Genomic DNA, 25,144 nt, shown 5'->3' with positions numbered 1-25,144 from the left:
TAACAGCGTTGTCTGTATCCTGCTGCAATCGCCGCGGGAATACAGACAGCGCTTTTATGCTAAAACTCAATCCATGATCAAAAAAATTACTTTACTGACGATGGCTGTTGGCCTCTCCTATGGAGTGATGGCACAGAATGCGGATAAAAAGAAAATCCTCAGTTCCCTGACGGCCAGGACTGATGAGTATACCAAAGTTGCCAAAGACATCTGGGACTTCGAAGAAGTGGGCTATCAGGAAGTGAAAAGTTCGGCCCTGCTGGAAAGCGAACTGGAGAAATCAGGCTTTACGATCACCAGAGGCGTGGCGGATATCCCTACGGCTTTTGTAGCTACCTATGGTTCAGGCAAACCTGTCATCGCTATTCTGGCAGAATATGATGCCCTTCCGGGAATATCGCAAACCGGTAATCCTGTACAGGAGTCCAACGGCGGTAAGGCAGGCCATGGCTGCGGCCACAACCTGTTCGGCACAGCCTCAACTGCTGCTGCGATTGCGGTGAGCGAATGGCTGAAAAGCTCGGGCAAACCCGGAACCATCAAATTAATGGGCTGTCCTGCAGAAGAAGGCGGATCAGGAAAAGTATATATGGTGCGTGCGGGCCTCTTCAGCGATGTGGATGCCACCCTGCACTGGCATCCCGGTAATGTAAATTCTGCCGGAACATTCAATACACTGGCCAATATCAGCGGAAAATTCAGGTTCAAAGGGATCTCTTCGCATGCTTCCGGAGCACCTGAAAAAGGCCGTTCTGCACTCGATGCCGTAGAGGCGATGGACAACATGGTCAATATGATGAGAGAGCATATCCCCTCTGATACCCGCGTGCACTATGTCATTACCCATGGTGGCGAAGCACCAAACGTAGTTCCTGCCTTTGCAGAAGTCTATTATTATGTGCGCAACCAGGACAAACAGGTAGTGAAGGATGTTTGGGCACGCGTAGTCAAAGCTGCCGAAGGTGCCGCGATGGGCACCGGTACCAAAATGGAAGTGGAAATCACCGGCGGAGTATATAACATGCTGCCAAACCTGGCCATGGCCAAAGTGATGGATGCCAACCTGCGGATTGTAGGCGGTTTTACCTATACCCCCGAAGAGAAAGCCTGGGCAGAAAAAATCCAAACCAGCTTTGTAGATCCAAAACACCCTGATTTGGCCTCTACAGCAAAAATACAGGCATTTGAGAAAGAAGATGTACACGGTTCGTCAGACGTGAGCGATGTCAGCTGGACTGTTCCTACAACCGGATTGTCTACCGCTACCTTCGTTCCCGGGTCTGCAGGCCACAGCTGGCAGAATGTTGCCGCGGCAGGGACAAGCATCGGCGCAAAAGGCATGATGATCGCTGCAAAAACCCTCGCCCTTTCGGCCTATGATCTGTTCAATACACCGGCAGTGCTCAAAACCGCTGAAAAAGAATTTGCAGAAAGAAGAGGCACAGATTTCAAATACGAAGCCATGCTGGGCGACAGAAAGCCACCGCTGGATTACAGGAAATAATTAAACACAATTCAATGAAAAACATTACGCTACTCAGCCTGGCATTGGGAATATCTGTCAGTGCATTTGCACAGAATGCCGATAAAAAGAAACTGATCTCCGCGCTCGACGCCAAAGCTCCGGTATACAATAAAATCTCCAAGGATATCTGGGGCTGGGCAGAGATGGGTTATCAGGAGGAAAAGAGCTCAGCCCTGCTGGAAACTCAGCTGGAACAGGCAGGGTTTAAGCTGGAAAAAGGCGTCGCCGAAATTCCTACAGCCTTTGTGGCTACCTATGGCTCCGGAAAACCTGTGATCGCCATCCTGGCAGAATATGATGCCTTACCGGGGATCTCGCAGACAGAAAATCCCTTTCAGGAATCTGCCGGCGGCAAAGCAGGCCACGGCTGCGGGCACAACCTTTTTGGAACAGCATCAGTAGCTGCGGCCATAGCCGTAAAAGACTGGATGGCGCAAAGCGGAACCAAAGGCACACTGAAACTGATGGGCTGCCCGGCAGAAGAAGGCGGCTCAGGCAAAGTATACCTCGTCCGTGCCGGATTGTTCAACGATGTAGATGCTACATTGCACTGGCATCCGGGCAATTCCAACTCGGCAAGTATCTCTCCCTGGTTAGCCAACAAAAGCGCCAAATTCAGGTTTAAGGGAATTTCGGCCCATGCTGCGGCAGCGCCGGAAAAAGGCCGTTCGGCACTCGACGCCGTAGAGGCGATGGACAATATGGTGAACATGATGCGCGAGCATATCCCTTCAGATACACGTGTGCACTATGTGATCACCCGCGGCGGCGAAGCACCAAATGTGGTCCCTGCTTTCGCAGAAGTATATTATTATGTAAGAAATCCGGATATGCAGGTGGTGAAAGATGTTTGGGCGCGACTGGTAAAAGCTGCTGAAGGCGCAGCCCTGGGTACCGGCACAACCATGAGTTACGAAGTGATCGGCGGAACATACAACATGCTGGCCAATGTGCCTTTGTCTACAGTGATGGATAAAAACCTGCGCATCGTAGGCGGATTTACCTATACCACAGAAGAAAAAGCCTTTGCAGAAAAAATACAGTCTACCCTTCAGGGCAGCAAACAGCCGTCACTGGCCAGCACCGCAGTGGTAGAACCATTCACTGTAGAACTGAAGAACTCCGCAGGCGGCGCTTCCTCTGATGTGGGCGATGTCAGCTGGGCAACCCCAACTGCCGGTTTGTCTACCGCTACCTTTATTCCCGGCTCATCCGGCCACAGCTGGCAGAACGTTGCCGCAGCGGGCAATACTATCGGCCAGAAGGGGATGATGATCGCTGCGAAAACCATTGCGCTTTCTGCATATGACCTGTTCAAAACTCCAGAGGTACTCAAGGCAGCCACCAAAGAGTTTAACGAACGCAAGGGTCCCGACTATAAATATGAGGCATTGCTGGGCGACAGAAAACCTGCCCTGGATTACAGAAAGTAACGATAAGAACCTAAAACCAACGTAAATATGAAAGCATTTTTAAACATCAGGTTTTCCTGGATGCTCAGCGCAGTACTGCTCGTAACAGCATCTCAGGGAAATGCACAGACCGCTCCCAAAAAGCCTCTGGTGGTAAAAACCGCAGACGGCTATAAGCAGGCGAAATATCCCGGACAAAGCGTTCCCTCTCCAAAAGAGCATTTCGGTTTCAATATCGGCGACGATTATAAACTGGCCAATTACACCCAAACGGTTGCGTATTACAACAAACTGGCGGCTTCCCCAAGAACAAAGCTGGTAGATATCGGGCTTACCGAAGAAGGGCGCCATGAATATATGATGGTTGTTTCTTCACCTGAGAATATCAAAAACCTGGCAATGTACAAAGACATCGCCCAGAAACTTGCGCGCGCTGAAGGCTTAACCAACCAGCAGGCACTCACACTTGCAGCCAGGGGAAAAGCCGTGGTATGGATTGACGGCGGCCTGCATGCTACAGAAGTGGTGGGCGCAGCACAGCTGATCGAAACCATGTACCAGCTGATCAGTCGCAAGGACCCGGAAAATATGCGTATCCTCGATAACGTCATCGTGCTCTTCACCCATGCCAATCCTGACGGGATGGAACTCGTTTCCAACTGGTATATGAAAGATGCCGATCCCCTGAAAAGGAATACTGAAATCCCTACGCTTTACGAAAAATATATTGGTCACGATAACAACCGTGATTATTACATGATGAACACAAAGGAAGCCACCAACATGAGCAGGCAGCTCTTCCTGGAGTGGTTCCCTCAGATCATGTATAACCACCACCAGAGAGGCCCTGAAGGATCTGTGCTGGCAGGGCCGCCTTACCGCGATCCCTTCAATTACGTGTTTGATCCCCTGATGATCACCGGGATCGATGCCCTGGGCGCAGCCATGTACAGCCGCCTCAACGTAGAAAACAAACCAGGTTATACCCGTTTAACAGGTTCAAGTTTCTCTACCTGGTACAACGGGGGACTGCGTACCACTACACAGTTCCACAACATGATCGGTTTGCTTACCGAGATCATCGGTAACCCTACACCCGAGAAAATCCCGGTAGTGCCGGCGCGGCTGGTGCCAAACGGCGCAACGCCAAACCCTGTTTTACCACAGGATGTATGGCATTTCCGCCAGTCGATCGACTACTCGGTATCTTTAAACTATTCTGTATTTGATTATGCGGCACGTCAGCGTGACGAAGTGCTGTACAACATCTACAAAATGGGTAAAAACTCTATTGACAGAGGAAGCAAAGACAACTGGACGCTGTCGCCGAAACGCACCGATGCCATTACACAAGCCTACAGGAACGATCAGAAAAGCAGCAGTGATAATGCTGGTTCAGCAGGTGATCCGATGGGATGGATGACCCGCGGTTCAGATATCCCTATGAAATATTACGATGCAGTACTTAAAAATCCCGCAAACCGTGATGCAAGGGGATATATCATCTCTGCGGATCAGCCCGATTTCCCTACTGCCATCAAGTTCCTGAACGCCCTGATCAAATCAGGGATCAGCGTACAGAAAGCCACATCCGGTTTCAGCGTAGAAGGCATTAACTATCCTGCCGGTTCATACATTGTAAAAACCGACCAGGCTTTCCGTCCGCATGTCCTGGATATGTTTGAGCCACAGGATCACCCTAATGATTTCCTTTACCCGGGTGGCCCTCCAATCAGGCCTTATGACGCTGCGGGATGGACATTAGCTTTCCAGATGGGCGTTAAATTTGACCGCGTACTCAATAACTTTGGCGGCCCTTTCGTGAAGATCCCTTACGGGCAGATCCAGGTGCCACCTAAAGCAGTGGTCCCTGCTGCAGCAAAAGGTTACCTGCTCAGTTCACAGGTAAACAATTCATTCAGCGTGGCCAATGATCTGCTGAAAGCAGGCGTAGAAGTTTACCGTGTACCCAAGGGTGCTGGTGGTCTTGCAGAAACAGGAACCTTCTATATTCCTGCAGGAGCGATGGCAAAATCAGTACTGGATAAAGCAGATGCAGGTTTGGGCGTAAAGGTGATGGCAACAGATGAGATGCCTGCCGATGCCAAAAAAATCACCTCGCTTCGTATTGGCCTCTGGGACCAGTATGGTGGTTCTATCCCTTCGGGCTGGCTGCGCTGGCTGATGGAGCAAAATCATTTTGACTACAGCATTGTCTATCCGCAGGATATCGATGCCGGAAACCTGGACAGCAAATATGATGTCATCGTATTTGTGACCCGTGCAATCCCTCCGGTTGGCGGCGAACCAAGGTCGAACAGTATGTTCTATGACAGGATGCCAAAAGCCGAAGATACCCCTTCAGCATTTCAGAAGATGCTGGGCAAGATCACCCCGGAGAAATCGATACCGCAGTTAAGATCTTTCCTTGAAGCCGGCGGCTCTATCGTAACGATAGGCAGCAGTGCTAACCTGGCGTACCATCTGGGGCTGCCGGTACACAATGCCCTGGTGGATAAAGACAGCAATAAACCATTGCCTGGTACCAAATATTACATTCCCGGAAGTATCCTGCAGGCCAGTGTAGACCCAACGGTTGCTGCTGCCTGGGGCATGCCTGCTGATGTGGATGTTAATTTTGATAACAGCCCGGTGTTTAAACTGGACGATGATGCAGCGAAGAAAGGCGTACAGCCGATCCTCTGGTTTGCTACAGACAAGCCTTTGCGCAGCGGATGGGCCTGGGGGCAGTCGTACCTGAAAGATGGTGTGGCAGGTTTTGCAGCTCAGGTTGGCAAAGGTAAACTCTATACTTTTGGTCCGGATATTACCTTCAGGGGACAGTCGCACGGTACTTTCAAGTTATTGTTCAACCAGTTCTACGGATTTACAGGCAAATAAATAGGCTTCTGGAAATCATTGATAAAGCGGTTCTGGTCTGACGATCAGGACCGCTCTATTTTTTTACTCCAAATCGAAAAATGATACCAACGGGATGTCCTTTTCTGGTGTAAACCCCGGTGAGTCTGTCAGCGCTTTAACCCTGTCTGCAAATTTAAAAGCCGGGGGGCTTACCTTTATTCCCGAAATCCGGGTGGATAATGGTTCCTCTGCCCAGTTTATTAAAAATAATCTCGACCCCACAAAGACCGCATCCCAGTTCTCATTGGCTGCAGTTTATGCTTTTTAGTATCCTGATCATCCTGCAGGATATACACTGCAGGATGGCAATTATTCATCCGGTTCCCTGCCCGGAAATAATTTCCAGTTCAGTCCTTCCACCATTCATATCTCCTAAAAACCCCGTTTACACCTTTTTTAAAGCAATAAAAACAAAAACTGCCAGTTATAGATGTTTTAATTTACCTTTGGGCCAAGGAGAAGAATATGGGATTGAAGATGCGTATTACGTATAAAGACACTGACTATGTGTATGAGATTATCAATGGTGCGGAGATTAATAAAGACACTGCCGAATTAAAAATAGTCTTAAATGGTTCATCTATTACATTATCAAAAGATACCAGTAAGATATGGGTGCAACAGGATGGCGACATCACCATTGAACCGGATTTTGCCCAGGCCTTAGGCAGGTCGGTATCCTTACGGTACAGGATGTAATTACTGTTGCCCTGAAATTGAATATATGCAGGGTAGCTCTATTTATAATCCCTTTAAATTACCGCTGGGCGGATTTTAGGAAAAACATTTAAAAATACTGTCTGTTGCAGTTTTATCTAACCATAACTCAACAGCAGGGTCTATTCATGGTCATTCATGATCCTGTATAGGGCCGGACAGTATAAAATGTTTTTACTATGAAAAACTCAGTACAGAATCTACAGCTGCCGGAATCCATTCCGGTTAGTCTCAACGTGAACGGGCAGCAGCATAACCTTTCGCTTCAACCCTGGGTAAGCCTTCTGGATACCCTTCGTGAACATCTTCATTTAACAGGAACCAAAAAGGGATGCGATCATGGCCAGTGCGGTGCATGTACGGTCCTGGTGGATGGCAAAAGGATCAATTCCTGCCTCACGATGGCCGTAATGAAAGAAGGTTCCGAAATCGTTACCATAGAAGGCATCGCCCATGGCGATACACTTCATCCCCTGCAGCAGGCTTTTATAGAACACGATGCTTTTCAGTGCGGCTACTGTACACCGGGGCAGATCTGTTCGGCTATTGGCCTGATGAATGAAGGTAAAGCAAATACTTTAGATGATGTAAAAGAACTGATGAGCGGCAATATCTGTCGCTGCGGTGCATACACGCATATTAACGAAGCAATCATGCAGGTAAAGGAGCAGGAAGCAGAAGCGGCGATCCTGCTGAAGAACACTGAAGCGTCCGGCCTTCATGAAGTGTCAGAGCGTGATGAAACATCCGTACCCGGAGCACCAGCCCGCGAGGCTGAGCTTGTCACTGAAGCAGAAGGAGGAGCATCTCATGAATAGTTTTTCCTACATCCGCGCTGCAGATCCTGCAGAAGCTGTAAGCCAGCTGGCACAGCAATCCAATGGCAAATTTGTGGCAGGGGGAACCAACCTGTTCGACCTCATGAAGGAGAATATCGAACAGCCTCCCTATGTCATTGATATCAACCGGCTCGACCTCGCCAGAATAGAACCTCTCCCGCAAGGGGGACTGCGACTGGGTGCACTGGTCACCAATGCAGATACCGCATGGAATGAACTTGTAGAGCAAAACTACCCGCTCTTATCAAAAGCGATTCTTGCAGGTGCTTCGCCACAACTGAGGAACATGGCCACTAACGGAGGTAATCCCCTGCAACGTACCCGCTGTTATTATTTTTACGATCACGCTACACCCTGCAACAAAAGAGAGCCAGGCACAGGTTGTTCGGCTTTAAATGGTTTTAACCGTATCCATGCGATACTGGGCACAAGCGAACACTGTATCGCCACCCACCCTTCAGACATGTGTGTGGCGCTGAGGGCACTTGGAGCCAGGGTAAATATCAAAGGCGTCAACGGAGAGCGGACAATTGATTTTGCCGATCTGCACCGTTTACCCGGAGATGCTCCTCATCTGGACAATAACCTGGAACATGGCGACCTGATCACTTCAATAGATCTGCCGGAAAAACAATTTAAGACTAACGTGGCCTACCTGAAACTGCGCGACAGGCAGTCTTATGCTTTTGCATTGGTTTCAGTGGCAGTTGCACTGGAAATGAACGGAGATCAAATCCTGGAAGCACGTGTAGCCCTTGGTGGAGTGGCGCATAAACCATGGCGCGATGAGGCAGCGGAAGAACAATTAAAAGGACAGCCGGCTACGGCTGATCACTTCAAGGCTTTTGCCGATACGGTATTGTCAGGTGCCATAGGTTACGGTCACAATACCTTTAAAATTGAACTGGCAAAACGTGCAATTGTCAGAGCCCTGACCACCGCAGCAGCTCAAAGTGTTGAAGAGCCTTCCAGTCAACCTCTTGTTTAAACCTAACCTACAGAAATGATGAATACCAAATATACAGGTCAGTCGGCCAGCCGCGTCGATGGTCCGCTGAAAGTTACCGGCAAAGCAAAATACGCGGCAGAATTCGCAGCCGATGGCCTGCTGTATGGCTATGTGCTCAACAGCAATATCGCCAGCGGGGAAATCCTCAGTATAGATACTACTGCCGCCATGGGCATCAAAGGTGTGATCTCCGTATTTACCCATGAGAATGTTGAAGACCTGACCTGGTTCAATATCAAATACAAGGATATGGATTCTACGGCAGGCACACCATTCAGGCCGCTGGGGAGCAACAAGATCCTGTTCAGCATGCAGCCCATCGGGCTCGTTGTAGCAGAGAGCTTTGAAATTGCACGTCTTGCCGCTTCGCTCATCGAAATCAGCTACAAAGAATACCCGCATGTCACCAATCTGCAGGGAGAGCTGGACCATTCAAAGGAAGCGCCAATGGGCAAGATCGGATATGTGCAGCCTAAAAGCCGCGGCAACGCTGAAAAAGCATACCGCAAAGCGGAATATAAAATACAGGGCGAGTATGTACATGCCGCTGAGCATCACAATCCACTGGAAATGCTGGCCACTACGGCAATCTGGGAAGAAGAAGGGAAGATTACCCTCTATGATAAAACACAAGGCGTAAGCAACGTACAAATGTATATCAGCAATGTATTTGGGTTAAAAATGGAGAATGTACGCGTGGTATCCCCATTTGTCGGTGGTGCTTTCGGCATCGGGCTGCGCCCCAAGTACAATGTTTTCCTGGCTACCCTGGCCTCCCTGGAGCTGAGAAGAAATATCAGGCTGGTACTTACCCGTCAGCAGATGTTCTCTTTCGGCCACCGTCCCGGAAGTGTACAGCGCATCGCCATGAGCGCTGATCTGAACGGAAAACTGACCTCCATCCAGCATGCGGCATTTGGCGAGACCTCTACCTACGAAGATTATACAGAGATCGTCGCCAACTGGTCGGGCACCATGTACAACTGCGAAAATGTCAAACTGAAATATGAACTTGTCAAGCTAAACGTAGCCACGCCTACAGATATGCGTGCTCCGGGAGCGGTAACCAGTGCCCATGCCTTTGAAAGCGCGATTGATGAAATGGCTTATGCCATAAAAATGGATCCTCTGGAATTCAGGCGCATCAACTATGCCGAGGAAGACCAGGTAGAGAAAAAACCATATTCCAGTAAAGAGCTCAGGGCCTGTTACGATCAGGGCGCAGCGAAATTCGGTTGGGAAAACCGTCCGCTGGAACCCCAGTCCATGCGCGAGGGAAATCAGCTGGTAGGCTGGGGAATGGCAAATGGTGCATGGGATGCCCTGATGATGCCGGCCAAGGCACAGGCAATCCTGAGTGCCGACGGCAAGTTGATCTTAAGCAGTGGCACCTCAGATATCGGAACAGGAACCTATACGATCATGACGCAGATTGGCGCGGAGACCCTCGGACTGGGGCTCGATGATGTGACCTTCCAGCTGGGGGATACGCACATGCCAATGGCACCCCTCGAAGGAGGTTCATGGACAGCAGCTTCTGTAGGTTCTGCCGTTAAGGCGGTGTGTGAAGAAGTAAAGACCAAACTCTTTGAAATGGCCAGTAAACTCAAGGATACTCCTTTTAAAAGGGCAAAAATCAAGGATTTTGCTGTCGATCATGGTCACATATCCCTGTTAAGCAACCCTTCAGCGCGACTTTCTATTGTTGATGTGATGCGGTTATCAGGTGTAAACAGCATTTTGGAAACCGCCATGTCCGGACCTGATCCAAAAGCAAAGAAGACCCACTCTTTCAACTCCCATGCTGCTGTGTTTGCCGAGGTGAAGGTAGATGCAGATCTTGGTACGGTGGTTGTCACCCGTGTAGTATGTGCGGTTGCGGCAGGAAAAATCCTAAATCCTAAAACCGCCGGAAGCCAGATCCTGGGCTCCGTAGTTTGGGGGATCAGTAAGGCCCTGGAAGAAGAAAGTGTGCTTGATAACGAATTCGGGCGCTTTATGAACCATAGCCTGGCAGAATATCATGTTGCCGTAAATAAAGATATCAACGAAATTGATGTTATCTTTGTAGAGGAGCATGACGATCTGGTCAACCCGCTCGGGATTAAAGGAGTAGGGGAAATCGGAATTGTTGCTGTTGCCCCGGCAATTGCAAATGCAGTATTCCATGCCACCGGTGTAAGGGTGCGCAACCTGCCGATCACCATGGATAAAGTCCTGCAAATTGCAGAAGAAGATAAAAACCAGGAGGAAGTACCCTTATTGAAATAGTATACATCATGAAAGAAATACTGGATATCATAGCAGCCTATACCATCGCATCAAATGAAGGCAAAAGAATGGCACTGGCTACCGTAGTACACGTAGAAGGTTCATCTTACCGCCGTCCGGGAGCCCGGATGCTGGTTACCGATGATGGAATGCTGACCGGGGCCATCAGCGGCGGCTGTCTCGAAGGAGATGCCCTGCGCAAGGCGCTGCTGGCTATCAATCAGCAGCAGAACAAGCTGGTTACCTATGATACTTCGGATGAGGATGATGCCAAATTTGGTGTACAGCTGGGATGCAATGGCATCGTTCATATCCTTTTTGAACCGATAGACCCTTCCCTTGATGTACATCCGCTGCACCTGTTGCAGGAACTTTCTGCAAAACGCCAGGAAGGCGTATTGGTCACCCTCTTTTCTTTGTCACACCCCCAGCTTGCGGTTCCCGGAACCTGTTTGCTGGTGCTGCCGGATACTGCGGTTTCTGAACAGCTGTATAAGGAACAGTACGGTGCAGGTCTGCTGGAGGATGCAAATCATGCCCTGCTGACCAGAAAATCCTTTATCGGGGAATATCTTTTCGGAGAGCATCTCCTCACTGCTTTTGTAGAGTTCTTAAGGCCTCCCGTTGCCCTGGTTATTGCCGGGGCCGGCAATGACGCATTTCCGCTGGCCGCGATTGCAGGTATACTGGGATGGCAGACCACCATCATCGACGGGCGCGCCACACATGCCAACCGACAGCGTTTTCCGAAGGCAGACAAGGTGATCGTGGCGAAGCCGGATCAGGTACTGTCGCAGGTAGAAGTGGACGACCAGACGGTCTTTGTGCTGATGACACATAATTACAATTATGATCTCGCGCTGCTGAAGAATCTGCTGGAGCAGGAAAAGGCGGTTTATATCGGGAGCCTGGGACCAAAAAAGAAATTAGACCGTATGATTGGCGAGATGGAAGACGAAGGCATTAAAATCAAAGCTTCACAGCTGCAGCGGATTTTCGGCCCTGTGGGACTTGATCTCGGAGCTGAGACCGCTGAAGAGATTGCCTTGTCTGTTGCCTCGGAGATCAAAAAGGTACTGAGTGAAGCATCGGGTCTTTCACTACGGGATAAACGTGAACCTATTCACCAGCATCAGTCCGACAAAAATAGTGTAGACCTATGAGCCGTATAAATCAATTCGGGATCATTATTCTTGCTGCGGGTTCTTCCTCGCGGCTGGGAGAACCAAAGCAGCTTTTGTCATACCAGCATAAAAGTTTACTGCAGCATACCATTGATGCGGCCAAAGATACCCGGGATGGAATAGTTGTTGTTATCTTAGGGGGAAACCATGAGGCTGTTGCCAAAGAAGTTGAAGGACCCGGCCTGATTTATAACGCCGACTGGGAAGAGGGTATGAGTTCCTCCATCAGGACCGGCTTATCAGCATTGCTCGAAAAGTATACAGCACCTGAACCAAATGACCCTGCTGATATTGAAGGTACAGAACTGCAGGCAGGCTTGCAAAGCGATGAAACAACAACATCAGAAGCGCAAACTGATCTTGATGGTGTGATCATCACTGTTTGTGACCAGCCGTTTTTGACTACAGCGGTGCTTGAAGCTTTACTGGACGAAGCAAAACTATCCGGTAAAAGCATTGTTGCCAGCGCATATAATGGAACACTGGGCACACCGGTATACTTTGGCAGGCAGCATTTCGATGATCTGCTGGCGCTGAAAGGACAGGAAGGAGCAAAGATGCTGCTGAAGAAGTATGAAGCTCAGGTGGCTTCAGTCCCTTTTGAAAAAGGGGAAATTGATATTGATACATTTGAGGATTACCAGAAGCTGATTTCATCATAGATCAGGTCGTTTATTAAAACACCGACAGATTAATCGCTTAAGACCTCTCAACAAATATAAAATGATAAAAGACTCTTATAACCGTATACATAATTACCTGCGTATCTCGCTTACAGATAACTGTAACCTGCGCTGTTTTTACTGTATGCCTGAAGAAGAGTATGAATTTACGCAGGCCTCCAAACTGATGCAGGCCGCAGAGATTGAAACACTGGCCAGGCTCTTTGTAGAACAGGGCGTAAATAAGATCAGGCTTACCGGTGGAGAGCCATTGGTACGCAAGGATGCCGCACAAATCATTTCAGCGCTGGGTAAATTATCGATTGATCTTTCACTCACGACCAATGGGGCGCGGGTGCATGATTTCATTGATGTATTTCTCGAAGCCAATATCAGATCAATTAACATCAGCCTGGATACGCTTCAGGCAGATAAGTTCCAGATCATTACCAGAAGAAATATCTTTCAGCAGGTAAAGGATAATATCGACCTGCTGCTGAAAAACAACATCCGGGTAAAGATCAATGTCGTGGTGATGAAAGGCCTCAACGATATGGAAATTACAGACTTTATTGCCTGGACAAAACACCAGCCGATAGAAATCCGCTTCATTGAATTTATGCCTTTTGCCGGTAACCGCTGGACCAGCAATCAAGTGGTGTCTCTGGAAGATATCCTGAGCGCGGTTTCAAGCCGGTACCCATACATATCCCTTCCCGGCGGGCCCAATGACACTGCAAAACATTACCAGGTAGAAGGGCATGCCGGCACATTCGCGGTCATCAGCACCATGAGCGCTCCCTTTTGCTCTACCTGCAACAGAATGCGTTTAACTGCCGATGGCAAACTGAAAAACTGTCTTTTTTCCGAAGCAGAAACTGATCTGCTGGGGCCAATGCGAATGGGGCAGGACGTGCTGCCTCTGATCCACGAATGTATTGGCAGTAAGGCTAAAGCGCTGGGCGGACAGTTCTCGGGCTTATTTGAAAATATTGAAGCCAGCACGATCCATAACAGGAGCATGATTACAATCGGAGGATAGTTCGGGCAATCAAGCCAACAAAAGATATTTGATTTCTGTTAACAAAAACGGTTCCTTTTCTGTTCCTATAAGGAAACACATCTGGCAAAAAACGTAATTCCTCATCATCAATTCTATCGCTATGATCTCCGTACAAGAAGCCAAATCACTTATACTGGAACAAATTGTTCCAATGCCCCTGCACCCGATGCCTTTAGCCATGGCTGCGGGAGCTACGCTGGGAGCAGACGTATACGCAAAAATAGATATTCCTGCTTTTGAGCAGTCCTCCATGGATGGCTATGCTATCCGTTTTGACGAACGCCTGCTGCCCTTAAATATAGGCGGCGAAATGCAGGCAGGTGCAGACCAGCAGATTACGCTGCTGCCAGAGCACGCTGCCCGGATTTTTACCGGAGCGCCCCTGCCGCACGGTGCCGATACGGTAGTGATGCAGGAAAAAGTGGAAGTCAGCAATGGCGTCCTTCATATTCTCGATGATCAGCTGTCGCCTGGCCTCAATGTGCGCCCTAAAGGCGCAGAAGCCGCGGCCGGTGCGCTGGCCATGCAAAAAGGCTGCAAGCTCAGCCCTGCCGCAATTGGCTTTCTTGCCGGGATCGGCCTCACCGAGGTTGAAATTTGCCTTACGCCTTCCGTTGCAATTATCGTAACCGGGAAGGAATTGCAGCGGCCAGGTGAAGAACTTGCTTTCGGGCAGGTTTATGAGTCCAATTCTTACTCACTTACTGCCGCGCTTGAACTTGCACAGGTAACCAAAATCAATTTTTACAGTGCTGATGATGAGCTGGATGAACTGACTGCCGTGCTCAAAGAGGCGCTGGCCCTGAACGATGTGGTGCTGCTCACCGGCGGGGTAAGCGTGGGCGATTATGATTTTGTGCTGCGCGCTGCCGAAGCTTCGGGCGTACAGCAGATTTTTCATAAGGTGAAACAGAAACCCGGCAAACCCCTGTACTTTGGTAAAACAGATAAGCATATTGTATTTGGCCTGCCCGGTAATCCTTCATCGGTACTCAGCTGTTTCTACCAGTATGTGCTGCCTGCGCTCGAAAAAATGATGGGTTACAAGAGCAATATCCCGGAAAAAGGACAGCCCTCGGGCAGCCTGAAAACGCAGGAGGCAGTATTGACGCATGAGTGTACCAAGGGCGCCGGGCTTACACATTTTCTGAAAGCACATTTTAATGACGGAAATGTTACTCCCCTGAGCGCTCAGGAATCCTTTAGAATGAGTTCATTTGCACAGGCAAACGCAATGATAGAATTACCTGAAGAGGAAACTGTCTTTGCTGCCGGAACGAAGGTGAAGGTTTATATTTTTCCAGAATAAGATATTCAATGAACATCAAGATTTTATTATTCGGCCGGTTAACAGAACTGCTTGGTCAGAATGTCCTTCATCTGGAGGATATGGCCGATACAGATTCGCTTAGCCGGTTCCTGTCCGTTCAGTATCCCGGACTGGCGCAGATCAACTATCAGATCGCGGTAAACCAGGAGATCATTCATGGCAACAGGCTTTTAACAGATGGTATGACCGTGGCTTTGATGCCGCCGTTTTCAGGAGGTTAAAATGGAAATTAAAGGTAAAGCGCGTTATGCGCGTCAGATGATATTAAAGGGCTTCGGCCCTGCCGGTCAGCAAAAGCTTTTCCAGGCAAAAGTACTGGTTATCGGTGCCGGCGGATTGGGCTGTCCCATCCTGCAGTATCTTGCTGCGGCGGGAGTAGGCACACTGGGGATTGTAGACGATGATACCGTGGAGCTCAGCAACCTGCACCGGCAGATTTTATACAGCGTAGCCGATGTGGGACGCTTAAAGGCTGACTGTGCGGCCGAGAAGCTCAGTTTATACAACCCTGATATCCAGATTATATCCTATCCGCTGCAGCTGAGCAATCAGAATGCCGCGCTGATCATGAGCAAATTTGATATTGTGATTGATGGCTCTGATAACTTCCCTACACGGTACATGGTGAACGATGCCTGTGCCTTGTTAAACCTGCCACTGGTGTATGGCGCACTGTCTGAGTCTGAAGGGCAGGTGGCGGTATTCAATGTCAGTGATGCTGCCGGAAGGAAAGTGAACTACCGGGATATCTTTCCCAATCCACCACAGCCCGGAGAAGTGCTCAACTGTGCCGAAGCAGGTGTACTGGGCGTATTGCCCGGAATTATCGGCACCATGCAGGCCAGTGAAGCCATCAAACTGATCTCTGGAGTAGGAGAGCCCCTGATCAATCAGATGCTCATCTATAATCTGTACACCAATCATACGTATAAAATCAACCTTACTTCCGCAGACACAGCGGAAAGCATATTACCGCCCGATCTGGATGCCTTTCTGGAAACCGACTACAACTGGTTCTGCGGGATCAGGGACAATGCCTCTGAAATCCAGGAACTCAGTGCAGGCGAATTCAGGGAACTGATGCTCGATGAAGAATATGAGATCATCGATGTGCGCGAGCTCGCCGAGCTTCCCCTTGCACCTTTTGATCATATCCGCGTACCTTTATCAGAAATCAGGAAGAAGGTGCCTGCACTGGAGAAAGAAAAGATCATCCTCTTTTGCCATTCCGGCGTGAGGAGCGTGATTGCCGGCGGATTATTACAGGAAGTATATCCTGAAAAAGAGTTTTTCAGCCTGAAAGGCGGTATCTTACGTTTAAACTAATGTGGCGCTCAGAAATAACAGCCTGGCGATCAGAAAATAATCTGGAAATGAGAGAAAAAAAATTAAGAAATATATTTGTTAACGGGGCCATTCCGGCCGATACCATTGCCGAAAGCATCCGGAAGCACCATACCAAAACAGATATCGGTGCGCACAGTATATTTTTAGGGCAGGTGCGGGCAGACGAGATCGGCGACCAGCAGGTAGCAGGTATCAATTATACGGCCTACGAAGACCTCGCACTGGAAAAGATGTATGAGATCAGGGAAGCGATTTTTGCAAAATACCCCCTCACTTGTATGCACATTCACCACAGTCTCGGCATGATCGCTGCGGGAGAAATCTGCCTCTTTGTATTTACCTCCTCAAAACACCGCAAAGCGGCCATGGAAGCCTGTGATGAGCTTGTAGAACGCATCAAGGCAGAACTGCCGATCTGGGGCCAGGAAATATTAACTGACGACTCTCACCAATGGAAAGAAAATAAATAATGGTTGATATTACCCACAAATCCAATACCCTCAGAAAGGCCGTTGCCATTGCAACAGTAAAAGTTTCCGGTCAGCATACCATCGATGCCATCGTACAAAAGAAAGTGCCAAAAGGCGATGTGTTTGAGTTTTCGAGGGTTGCCGGACTTTTCGCGGTAAAAAAAACCAGTGATGTTATTCCCGACTGCCATCCGCTGCCAATAGAATATACTGCCATCAGCCATGAAATCGAGGGACTGAACATTGTGATCCGTGTAGAAGTGCACACCGTTTACAAAACCGGGGTAGAGGTAGAAGCCATGCACGGTGCCTCAGTTACTGCGCTCACCCTGTACGATATGCTCAAACCTATCGATAAAGGCATTGAAATCTTTAACATCCGCCTCGATCACAAATCAGGTGGTAAAAGCCAGTACAAACTTCCCGAGGGAAGCAGCCTCAAGTGTGCTGTTGTCGTTTGTTCTGACAGCATTGCCAGGGGCGAAAAGCAGGACGGCTCAGGAAAAGCGATCATCAGCAAACTGGAGCAGTTTAAACTGGAGACCAATCATTACGATATCATACCAGACGATTTTGCCCAGATCCAGAAAAAAGCAATGGAATTGGCAGAGCAGGAGTATGACCTCCTGATCTTCACTGGCGGAACAGGACTATCCCCGAGAGATGTTACCCCGGATGCAATCGCGCCATTGCTGGACAAAGAAATTCCCGGCATTATGGAAAACGCAAGGAAGTACGGACAGGACAGGATGCCCTATGCGATGCTTTCAAGAGGCGTAGCAGGATTTATTGGCGGGACGCTGGTTATTACCCTTCCGGGATCAGTAAAAGGCGTAGAGGAAAGCATTGATGCTTTATTTCCAGCCGTATTGCATGTGTTCAAAGTGCAGGACGGCACAAGACACAATTGATTTTACAGACATTCTTGTTTAAAGAAATAATATTGTTATATTTGTTCTATTAAGAAACTATTTAAGTTTTGAGGCACTGTTTCAACATTTATAGACATGATCATCGTGATGCTTGTGCATCGGCATAACGACAGCGGCAAACCTAATACGAGCTTCTAAAACTTGAATCTAATTCTAAAATTATGAAACAGGTAAAAACAGAAATGTCGGAATGGTTCCTTACTCACGATCCATTCCAAAATACACCTTCAGACAATCCGGAAGATGCAGAGACCGAAAGGATGAATGTACTTTCTCTGACGTACCGATATGGTATTGAGGTCTTCGATGACAAGGATATTTTTGAGCGGTGGTTACGAAATCCGAACCGTGCATTGGGTGGAAAGGTTCCACTCTGTCTTCTTGATACGATGGCCGGAATAAAAGAGGTAGTAACGATAATAGGGCGTCTTGATCACGGGATATATTCTTAGAGCCAAATTTATGATTAAGCTTTAACGGCCCGGCTCATGGAAAGACCGGACCGTAACTATTAGAAATGAGAATCTTTATTCACAAGTATTACTGATCTTCTGCGAAGTAGTGTGTCGTAACGAAATGAATATTACTCGTATCTCAGCGCTTCAATAGGATCAAGCCCCGAAGCCTTAAGAGCGGGATAATACCCAAAAAAGATTCCTGTAACCGCACAAACCAGGAACGAAATCACAATCGAAGATTCAGAAATTACTGTAGGCCAGTTCAGCATCGCAGGGATGATAATCGCTGCGGAAATCCCCAGCACTACCCCGATCACACCACCAGTCACACTGATCATTACCGCTTCAATCAAAAACTGAAGCAGGATATCAATTCCGCGGGCACCGATGGACATCCTTAAACCAATCTCGCGCGTTCTTTCTGTTACGGAAACATACATGATGTTCATAATCCCGATCCCGCCAATCACCAGCGAGATACTCGCTACTGCAGTCAGCAGCGCTGTCATCATACTGCTCGTAGAGTTCAGCATCGTCATCAGCTCTGCCTGTGTCCTGATCTGAAAGTCGTTTTCCTGGCCTTCCCTTATTTTATGCGTTGCTTTTAAAGCAACTGTAGCTTCATCCACTGCCGCGTCAGAGTCATCCTCCTTTGTAGCTGAGGCATAGATCTGGCTAAAGTAGATCGATGACAATACCCTTTTCTGAATGGTAGTGTATGGGGCAATGATAATGTCATCCTGGTCCTGTCCAAAATTGCTGGTTCCTTTCGGGGTAAGCACCCCGATTACCTGCAGGGGGATCTTGCCAAAACGGATCACCTTGCCCAGTGGGTTCTCCCCTCCGGGGAAAAGATTGTCTACAACTGTTTTGCCCAGCAGGCAAACCTTTGCCGACGATTTCACATCCTGATCAGAGAAGACAATCCCGTCCTTTACAGACAGCTTACGGATCTCCAGGTATTCCGGGCTCACGCCCTGTATCGTTGTCGGCCAGTTGGCTCCGGCATTAATCGATTGTCCCGAAGATGATGCCAGCGGAGAGATCATGGCGATATGCGGTGCATTCTTTTTCAGTGCTTCCACATCTTTGATCGTCAGTGTTTTAAAACTGCTCCCCATAATCCTGGCGCCGCCCGGCTCATTACTCTGTGGCATGATCGTAATCATATTCGAGCCCATGCTCGATAAAGAGTTGTTGATACTCTGCTTGGAGCCTTCCCCGATAGACATCATCGTGATCACCGAAGCCACCCCGATAATGATGCCCAGCATTGTCAGCAATGCCCGGAGCTTGTTCCGCTGCAGCGCTTTAATAGCCAGAAGTATAAGATTGATAATCTTCATAATATGTTTCTTTTAATAATCGTCTGATTCCGGCAGCGAGGCCAGTGCCTCTTTTGCGGAGCGGCGGTTCACGTTTTCTGTATCCTTCTGCACCTTGCCATCCCTCAGCATCACCGTCCGCGTGCTAAATCCCGCGATATCCGGCTCATGCGTCACAAAGACAATCGTTTTGCCATTCGCATTCAGGTCCTGCATCAGTGCCATAATCTCATAAGAGGTACGCGTATCCAGGTTTCCTGTGGCCTCATCCGCCAGGATCATCACCGGTTCGTTCACCAGCGCCCTGGCGATCGCAACACGCTGTTGCTGACCGCCGGACAACTGATTTGGTGTGTGGTCAAATCTTCCATCCAATTTGACCGCCTGTAATGCTGCAATAGCCCTTTCCCTGCGTTCCTGCGAACTGATCAGGGGATTATATAATAACGGCAGTTCTACATTTTCCAGTGCCGTTGTTCGCGGCAGCAGGTTATAGGCCTGGAAAACAAAACCAATCTTTGTATTTCTCAGCTTCGCCAGTTCATCCTTGGACAGTTCCTTTACATTCACATTGTCCAGCATATAAGTGCCTTCAGTAGGTTTGTCCAGACAACCCAGCATATTCAGCAGCGTAGTCTTGCCCGAGCCGCTGCTGCCCATGATCGTCACAAACTCTCCGGCGTTCACATCAAAAGAAACACCTTTCAGCGCGCGCACCGTTTCTGTGCCCATGATAAACTCACGTTTAACGTCTTTTATTTCAAGGATCTTGCTGCTCATCGTCTGTTTCCTCCTGGTCTCTTCGGCATGAAAGGGCTTGATGCTGCTCCGGCCGGCGCCCCTTTGGCTGCCTGCTCTGAACCTGATGCAATCACATCACCTGAAGTCAATCCTTCCAGTACCTGAACATGTGTATTGTCGTTCAGGCCGGTTTTAATCTGTTTCTGTACCAGTTTTTTCCCTTGTACCAGCCATACATAACTCGGCTCGTTCTTCACCACCTCTGTTTTCTCACCGCTGGCAGCAGTCACCGTTTTTTTCTGTTCAGATCCCGATCTGGCACCTGTTTTCATGCCCGACTTTTTCTCACGCAGACCTTTGATCGGTACAATCTCATAATCTTTGCCCAGGGTAGAATCCGGGCGGAACTTCAATGCCTTTGCAGAAATCAGCAATGCATCCTTAATCTCTTTGGTATAGATGATAATACTGGCCGTCATTCCCGGCTTTAGTTTCTTGTCGTCATTCGGTGCATCAATGATCGTCGTATAGGTCACCACATTCGATGAAATTGCAGGTTGTAAACGTATTTCCTTTACCGTACCATTAAAAGTATCATCGATAAAGGCGTCTACCGTAAATGTTGCACGCTGATCTTTAACCACATTACCTATATCTGCCTCGTCAACTTTGGCTTCCACCTGCATTTTGGTAATATCTTTTGCGATGGTAAAAAGCGTAGGCGTACTAAAACTCGCCGCTACGGTCTGGCCAATACTTACGCTTCTGCCCAGTACCACGCCATCAATAGGCGAATAGATCTTGGTGAAGGAAAGGTTTCTTTCTGCCGAGCGTAACTGCGCTTTAGCATTATTTACCGTTGCTCTGGCAACCTGGTCGGTATTTTTCGCCAGGTCGTATTCTGCTTTACTGATTGCGTCAGTTTTGTATAGCAGTGCCTGACGTTTAAAATTGGCTTCCTGATAAATCTGATTGCTCTGTGCCTGCGCAAGACTGGCCTTCGCCTGGTCTACCGTTGCCTGCAGCAGGATCGGGTCAAGTTCAGCCAGCAGCTGTCCTTTCTTTACAGTCGAGTTAAAATCTGCATACATGGCAGATAAAGTTCCCGAAACCTGGGTACCTACCGTTACTGTATCCACCGGCTGGATCGTACCTGTTGCCGTTACGCTGGTAGAAATTGCACCAGTTTCTGGTTTTTCCGTTGTAAGCACCGCAGGCTGTTCTTTATTCCGCATGAAGAAATACCATATCAGGCCAAGAACGACCACGATAGCAACAATAATCAAGATAATTTTTTTAGGCTTCATGTTTTATAATTTAATGGGTACTCCAAGGTAAAATTCATATATTCTTACTGACAGGGCAGCATTGTATTTTGCCTGTATAAAGCTTTGCTGGGCCTGCACATACAGGTTTCTTTGCTGATAGAAATCGTAGATGTTCGCTGTTCCGATCCTGAGTTCTTCGTTCGAGATCCTGTACAGCTCCTTGTTATAGGCAAGGTTCTCCGTTGCCGATACATACTGCGTTTTTGCATTCTGTACCGTGATAAAGGCCTGCTCTGTGGTCAGCGATAAGGTCGTTTTTGCGTTCTCCAGCGTATTGCGGCTCTGGTCTATCGCGATCCGGGCTTTTGCTACATTCGTCTTATTGATCCTCTTCGTGAAAATCGGAACAGACAGCGTCAGTCCGGCCTGCTGATAAAAGTTATTATCAAACTGCCTGAAGGTATTATAGGTAGGATCGTTTGCAAAACTGGTTCCTATACCTGCGCCCAATGACAGGGTAGGCAGGTAGCCCGATTTCGCTTTCGTCAGGTTTAGGTCAGCAATACGCACTGATAGTTCGGCACCTTTAATCTCAGGGCGGTTTTCCAGCGCATATTTCTGTACGGTCGGCAGGTCCGGCACCGCCGCATCAGAGATCACCGTATCCGGTTTTACCACGTCAAATTCAGGCGTCTGGCCCAGTTGTAGCAATTGTTTCAGCGTGATCTTGTCCTGGCGCTCAGCATTTTCTGCGGCAGTCAGGTTATAACGGTCGGTAGCCAGCTGCGCTTCAAACTGGATCACCACCTTTTTCGCTACCGTACCGGCATCAAAGCGGCGCTTTGCCTGTGCCAGCTGGGCGATAGAAGTTTTCACCAGGTCCTGGTTATAGATGATACTTTCTTTATCCACCAGGATGTTCAGATAGGCCTGTGTGATCTGTAAGGTGATATCGTTCTCGCTCACCAGTACATTGAAGTTGGCGGACTGTACCGAAAGGTCTTTCTGCCTGATATCCGTTTTCAGGTATCCGCCCTGGTAGAGCGTCCAGGCAGAACTTACACCGTAGGATCCCGAAGAGTTAATGGCTGTTGTGGTACCATTGGTGTTCCGGTTGTAATGGTTGTAAGATAAAGAGCCTGATCCGTAAAGGTCCGGCAGCAGGGCTGCTTTTGCCAGCAGCTTATCCTGTTCGGCAGATTTGGTGTCCAGTCGCAGGTTCTTCAGCGTAATGTTATTGCTCTTTGCATACTCCAGGCAGGTCGCCAGATCCCATACCGGCGGCAGGGATTTTGCCAAGCTATCCTGACTAAACCCCTGTACAGAGGAAAAGCCCAGAAAGATCAGGAGCAAACTTTTGATGGTTAGTTTTAACATATATAGTGTATAAAAATTCTTGGGTCTTTCTCAAAAAATTCTTCGGTACTTTTCAAAAAATCATTGATTAATATCCAAATCAACAGTTCTTTACGGAATTTAAAAACCACAATAGACCGGCCCCGCAAATACGCCGACCGGAGCCTGATAGCAGCCGACGTAAACATTTGGACATTTCTGAGAAGGTTGATTACCTTGCACGCAGTTATCATGCCTAAATTGGAAAACATGAATCCGGTAAAAAACAGAGCCTACATCACTATACTCCTGCACCTGCTGGTTTGGATGCTTTTTGCATTTATCCTGCTCTTTTACCAGCCGCTGAGCTGGAATGTACAGCTGCCTTACCAGTTCTGGTTTAAGCAGAGCGGGGTGCTCATCATGCTGGTTACAGTATTCTATGTGAACAGCAATATACTGGTTCCGCAGCTGCTGATGAAAAACAATAACCTCGGCTTTATACTGGTGATCCTGGCGATCATTATTGCGGTGGGGCCGCTGGTGAATATGCTGGACGACTCGCTGCACCTTCCTGAGCTGATGGACAAGGCCTTTAGTGCTTCCGGTGTGCTCAGGCCTTTCAGAAAGAAAGACCGGCTGGATATTTTCCAAATCATGATGACCCTGATGATCGTAGGTATCAGCACCAGTGTTACCCTGATCCAGAAATGGCAGGCAGACAAACAGCAGCGCGAGGCCCTGGAAAAAGAAAGGATCGGCTCAGAGCTGTCTTTTTTAAAGGCACAGATCAACCCCCATTTTTTCTTTAATACCCTCAACAACATTTATGCACTAACACATGTAGATGTAGAGAATTCCAGAAGGGCATTGCATAAACTGTCCAGAATGATGCGCTATCTGCTTTATGATACGCAGGCAGGGATTACCCCGCTGAGCAAGGAAGTATCCTTTATTGTAGACTACCTGGAACTGATGAAACTCCGCCTCAACGATACCACCAAAGTTTCGTTCGAGGGGCCACTCGTTAGCCAGGATATCAATATTGCTCCCATGCTTTTCCTGCCCTATATAGAAAATGCCTTTAAACATGGCGTAAGTGCCGTGGAACCTTCTGTCATCCGCATAGAACTGAGCCTGGAAGACAAGGTGCTCGAACTGAAGGTGATCAATACCATCTTCAATGAAAATGCCGAGATTGTAGATAGTTACGGCGGAATTGGCCTTACCAACACTAAAAGACGCCTGGATTTGTTATATCCCGGCAAACATACTTTCTCGGCCATGAAGGTTGAGGAGCGTAACGAATTTGTTGTTCATTTAACCCTGGTAATCGATGATCCTGAATTGTATAGCCGTTGATGATGAGCCCCTGGCGCTCGGCCTGCTGTGCAGCTTTATAGAAAGTACCCCCTTCCTTCATCTTGCAGGGAGTTTTTCCAGTGGCGTAAAAGCGCTTGAAATGATCCATGATCAACAGATCGATCTGATTTTCCTGGATATCCAGATGCCTGATCTTACAGGCTTGCAGCTGGCCAGGATCCTCGACCGCCAGCCGGGGAGTGCCGGGCCGAGGGTGATCTTTACCACAGCATTCAATAACTTTGCCCTCGAAGGGTACAAGGTGGATGCGCTGGATTACCTGCTCAAGCCATTCAACTATGAAGAATTCCTCACCGCAGCCAATAAGGCGATGGCCTATGCCGAGTTATTGAAGCCAGCGCCGGTACAGCCCGCAGCTTCGCAGCCTGCAGAGGAGGATGAGTATATCTTTTTAAAAGTAGAATATCAGCTGGTACGTATATCCACGCGCGATATCTTATATATTGAAGGACTAAAGGACTATGCAAAGGTCTACCTTGAAAGCACGCCCAAGCCAATCCTATCCCTGATCACCCTTAAGGCACTGGAGCAAAAGTTATCTCCAAAATCCTTTATGCGCGTCCACCGCTCGTACATTGTTTCCCTCGATAAAGTTAACTCCGTAACTAAAAACAGCCTCAACATTGGTGATCTGGCAATTACGGTAGGAGAACAGTACAAAGAACCTTTCAACACCTACCTGAGTAAATGGATGTAGTTGTTAACATTTTTAATCACAATGTTGGTAATCTTAAATAAGTTATTAACACTGTTTTTGGTAAAACGCTGTTTATGATTTGTTTGTGGTGTGGACAACGATGTGTATAAGAGAAGTAGTGTGGAAAAACTTTGCCGGGAAATCAGGCAATGCTTCGTAAACCGTATCGTTTACGAGCTAAAGGAAAAAAGTCATACAGGTATATTTGGTTAGAATATGGGAGTGTTTTTGTAACACAAAACAAATCTATAAGT

Annotated in this window: 24 protein-coding genes; 20 read left to right on the top strand and 4 right to left on the bottom strand. The window is 48.3% G+C overall.

Annotated elements, in window-relative coordinates:
• The first annotated feature begins 73 nt into the window (after window positions 1-73).
• The 18 genes from FN831_RS07440 (at window position 74) to FN831_RS07360 (ending at window position 18,135) form a co-directional block, all read left to right on the top strand.
• Complete coding sequence (locus FN831_RS07440) at window positions 74-1,504, top strand: amidohydrolase (RefSeq protein WP_221931303.1); 1,431 nt, start codon at window positions 74-76, stop codon at window positions 1,502-1,504.
• Between the two features lie 14 nt (window positions 1,505-1,518).
• Window positions 1,519-2,958: an amidohydrolase gene (locus FN831_RS07435; RefSeq protein ID WP_142527569.1), complete on the top strand. Its 1,440-nt coding sequence runs from the start codon at window positions 1,519-1,521 to the stop codon at window positions 2,956-2,958.
• 27 nt (window positions 2,959-2,985) lie between these two features.
• The gene (locus tag FN831_RS07430; RefSeq protein WP_246101407.1) at window positions 2,986-5,838 is read left to right on the top strand and encodes a M14 family metallopeptidase; all 2,853 of its coding nucleotides are present in this window, start codon (window positions 2,986-2,988) and stop codon (window positions 5,836-5,838) included.
• 37 nt (window positions 5,839-5,875) lie between these two features.
• The gene (locus FN831_RS07425) at window positions 5,876-6,127 is read left to right on the top strand and encodes an outer membrane beta-barrel protein (protein WP_317132080.1); all 252 of its coding nucleotides are present in this window, start codon (window positions 5,876-5,878) and stop codon (window positions 6,125-6,127) included.
• Window positions 6,128-6,161: 34 nt separating this feature from the next.
• The gene (locus FN831_RS27660) at window positions 6,162-6,353 is read left to right on the top strand and encodes a hypothetical protein (protein ID WP_185960422.1); all 192 of its coding nucleotides are present in this window, start codon (window positions 6,162-6,164) and stop codon (window positions 6,351-6,353) included.
• On the top strand, window positions 6,337-6,558 hold the full coding sequence (locus tag FN831_RS07420) for a hypothetical protein (RefSeq protein ID WP_246101405.1): 222 nt from the start codon (window positions 6,337-6,339) through the stop codon (window positions 6,556-6,558). Before FN831_RS27660 ends, FN831_RS07420 begins: the two co-directional genes overlap by 17 nt.
• A 197-nt stretch (window positions 6,559-6,755) precedes the next feature.
• A complete protein-coding gene (locus FN831_RS07415; RefSeq protein ID WP_142527566.1) occupies window positions 6,756-7,394 on the top strand; it encodes a (2Fe-2S)-binding protein in 639 nt (212 codons plus the stop codon).
• On the top strand, window positions 7,315-8,403 hold the full coding sequence (locus FN831_RS07410; RefSeq protein WP_317132079.1) for an FAD binding domain-containing protein: 1,089 nt from the start codon (window positions 7,315-7,317) through the stop codon (window positions 8,401-8,403). Before FN831_RS07415 ends, FN831_RS07410 begins: the two co-directional genes overlap by 80 nt.
• A 15-nt stretch (window positions 8,404-8,418) precedes the next feature.
• Complete coding sequence (locus tag FN831_RS07405; RefSeq protein WP_221931302.1) at window positions 8,419-10,695, top strand: xanthine dehydrogenase family protein molybdopterin-binding subunit; 2,277 nt, start codon at window positions 8,419-8,421, stop codon at window positions 10,693-10,695.
• Between the two features lie 8 nt (window positions 10,696-10,703).
• The gene (locus FN831_RS07400) at window positions 10,704-11,858 is read left to right on the top strand and encodes an XdhC family protein (RefSeq protein WP_142527564.1); all 1,155 of its coding nucleotides are present in this window, start codon (window positions 10,704-10,706) and stop codon (window positions 11,856-11,858) included.
• On the top strand, window positions 11,855-12,541 hold the full coding sequence (locus tag FN831_RS07395) for a nucleotidyltransferase family protein (protein WP_142527563.1): 687 nt from the start codon (window positions 11,855-11,857) through the stop codon (window positions 12,539-12,541). The genes FN831_RS07400 and FN831_RS07395 overlap by 4 nt, the downstream gene beginning before the upstream one ends.
• Before the next feature lie 61 nt (window positions 12,542-12,602).
• Window positions 12,603-13,583, top strand: coding sequence for a GTP 3',8-cyclase MoaA (gene moaA, locus FN831_RS07390; RefSeq protein ID WP_142527562.1), 981 nt, complete (start codon window positions 12,603-12,605; stop codon window positions 13,581-13,583).
• Between the two features lie 121 nt (window positions 13,584-13,704).
• Window positions 13,705-14,913, top strand: coding sequence for a molybdopterin molybdotransferase MoeA (locus FN831_RS07385; protein ID WP_142527561.1), 1,209 nt, complete (start codon window positions 13,705-13,707; stop codon window positions 14,911-14,913).
• 8 nt (window positions 14,914-14,921) lie between these two features.
• Complete coding sequence (locus FN831_RS07380; protein WP_142527560.1) at window positions 14,922-15,155, top strand: MoaD/ThiS family protein; 234 nt, start codon at window positions 14,922-14,924, stop codon at window positions 15,153-15,155.
• Between the two features lies 1 nt (window position 15,156).
• Window positions 15,157-16,260 carry a HesA/MoeB/ThiF family protein gene (locus FN831_RS07375; protein WP_142527559.1) on the top strand — a complete coding sequence of 368 codons (1,104 nt, stop codon included), beginning with the start codon at window positions 15,157-15,159 and terminating at the stop codon, window positions 16,258-16,260.
• 47 nt (window positions 16,261-16,307) lie between these two features.
• Window positions 16,308-16,751, top strand: a complete 444-nt coding sequence (locus tag FN831_RS07370) for a molybdenum cofactor biosynthesis protein MoaE (RefSeq protein ID WP_142527558.1) — start codon at window positions 16,308-16,310, stop codon at window positions 16,749-16,751.
• On the top strand, window positions 16,751-17,662 hold the full coding sequence (gene moaCB, locus FN831_RS07365) for a bifunctional molybdenum cofactor biosynthesis protein MoaC/MoaB (RefSeq protein ID WP_142527557.1): 912 nt from the start codon (window positions 16,751-16,753) through the stop codon (window positions 17,660-17,662). Before FN831_RS07370 ends, moaCB begins: the two co-directional genes overlap by 1 nt.
• A gap of 182 nt (window positions 17,663-17,844) precedes the next feature.
• A complete protein-coding gene (locus tag FN831_RS07360) occupies window positions 17,845-18,135 on the top strand; it encodes an antitoxin Xre/MbcA/ParS toxin-binding domain-containing protein (protein ID WP_142527556.1) in 291 nt (96 codons plus the stop codon).
• Window positions 18,136-18,266: 131 nt separating this feature from the next.
• On the opposite strand, the gene FN831_RS07355 is transcribed toward FN831_RS07360, so the two are convergent.
• The 4 genes from FN831_RS07355 to FN831_RS07340 are packed head-to-tail and all read right to left on the bottom strand — an operon-like array spanning window position 18,267 to window position 22,852.
• Window positions 18,267-19,487: an ABC transporter permease gene (locus tag FN831_RS07355; protein ID WP_142527555.1), complete on the bottom strand. Its 1,221-nt coding sequence runs from the start codon at window positions 19,485-19,487 to the stop codon at window positions 18,267-18,269.
• A gap of 12 nt (window positions 19,488-19,499) precedes the next feature.
• Window positions 19,500-20,246, bottom strand: a complete 747-nt coding sequence (locus tag FN831_RS07350) for an ABC transporter ATP-binding protein (protein ID WP_142527554.1) — start codon at window positions 20,244-20,246, stop codon at window positions 19,500-19,502.
• Window positions 20,243-21,514 (bottom strand): efflux RND transporter periplasmic adaptor subunit, encoded by a 1,272-nt coding sequence (locus FN831_RS07345; protein ID WP_142527553.1) that lies wholly within the window; start codon window positions 21,512-21,514, stop codon window positions 20,243-20,245. Before FN831_RS07345 ends, FN831_RS07350 begins: the two co-directional genes overlap by 4 nt.
• Window positions 21,515-21,517: 3 nt before the next feature.
• Window positions 21,518-22,852 (bottom strand): TolC family protein, encoded by a 1,335-nt coding sequence (locus FN831_RS07340; protein WP_142527552.1) that lies wholly within the window; start codon window positions 22,850-22,852, stop codon window positions 21,518-21,520.
• Window positions 22,853-23,080: 228 nt separating this feature from the next.
• Here FN831_RS07340 and FN831_RS07335 point away from each other — a divergent pair, with 228 nt between their 5' ends.
• Window positions 23,081-24,172, top strand: coding sequence for a sensor histidine kinase (locus tag FN831_RS07335; protein ID WP_142527551.1), 1,092 nt, complete (start codon window positions 23,081-23,083; stop codon window positions 24,170-24,172).
• On the top strand, window positions 24,147-24,890 hold the full coding sequence (locus FN831_RS07330; RefSeq protein WP_142527550.1) for a LytR/AlgR family response regulator transcription factor: 744 nt from the start codon (window positions 24,147-24,149) through the stop codon (window positions 24,888-24,890). The genes FN831_RS07335 and FN831_RS07330 overlap by 26 nt, the downstream gene beginning before the upstream one ends.
• The last annotated feature ends 254 nt before the right edge of the window (window positions 24,891-25,144 follow it).

Source organism: Pedobacter westerhofensis (assembly GCF_900182595.1).
In the GTDB taxonomy this organism is placed as follows: Bacteria; Bacteroidota; Bacteroidia; order Sphingobacteriales; family Sphingobacteriaceae; genus Pedobacter; species Pedobacter westerhofensis.
The sequence above is the reverse complement of the archived record's forward strand: the minus strand, read 5'-3'. Positions and strand labels throughout refer to the sequence as shown.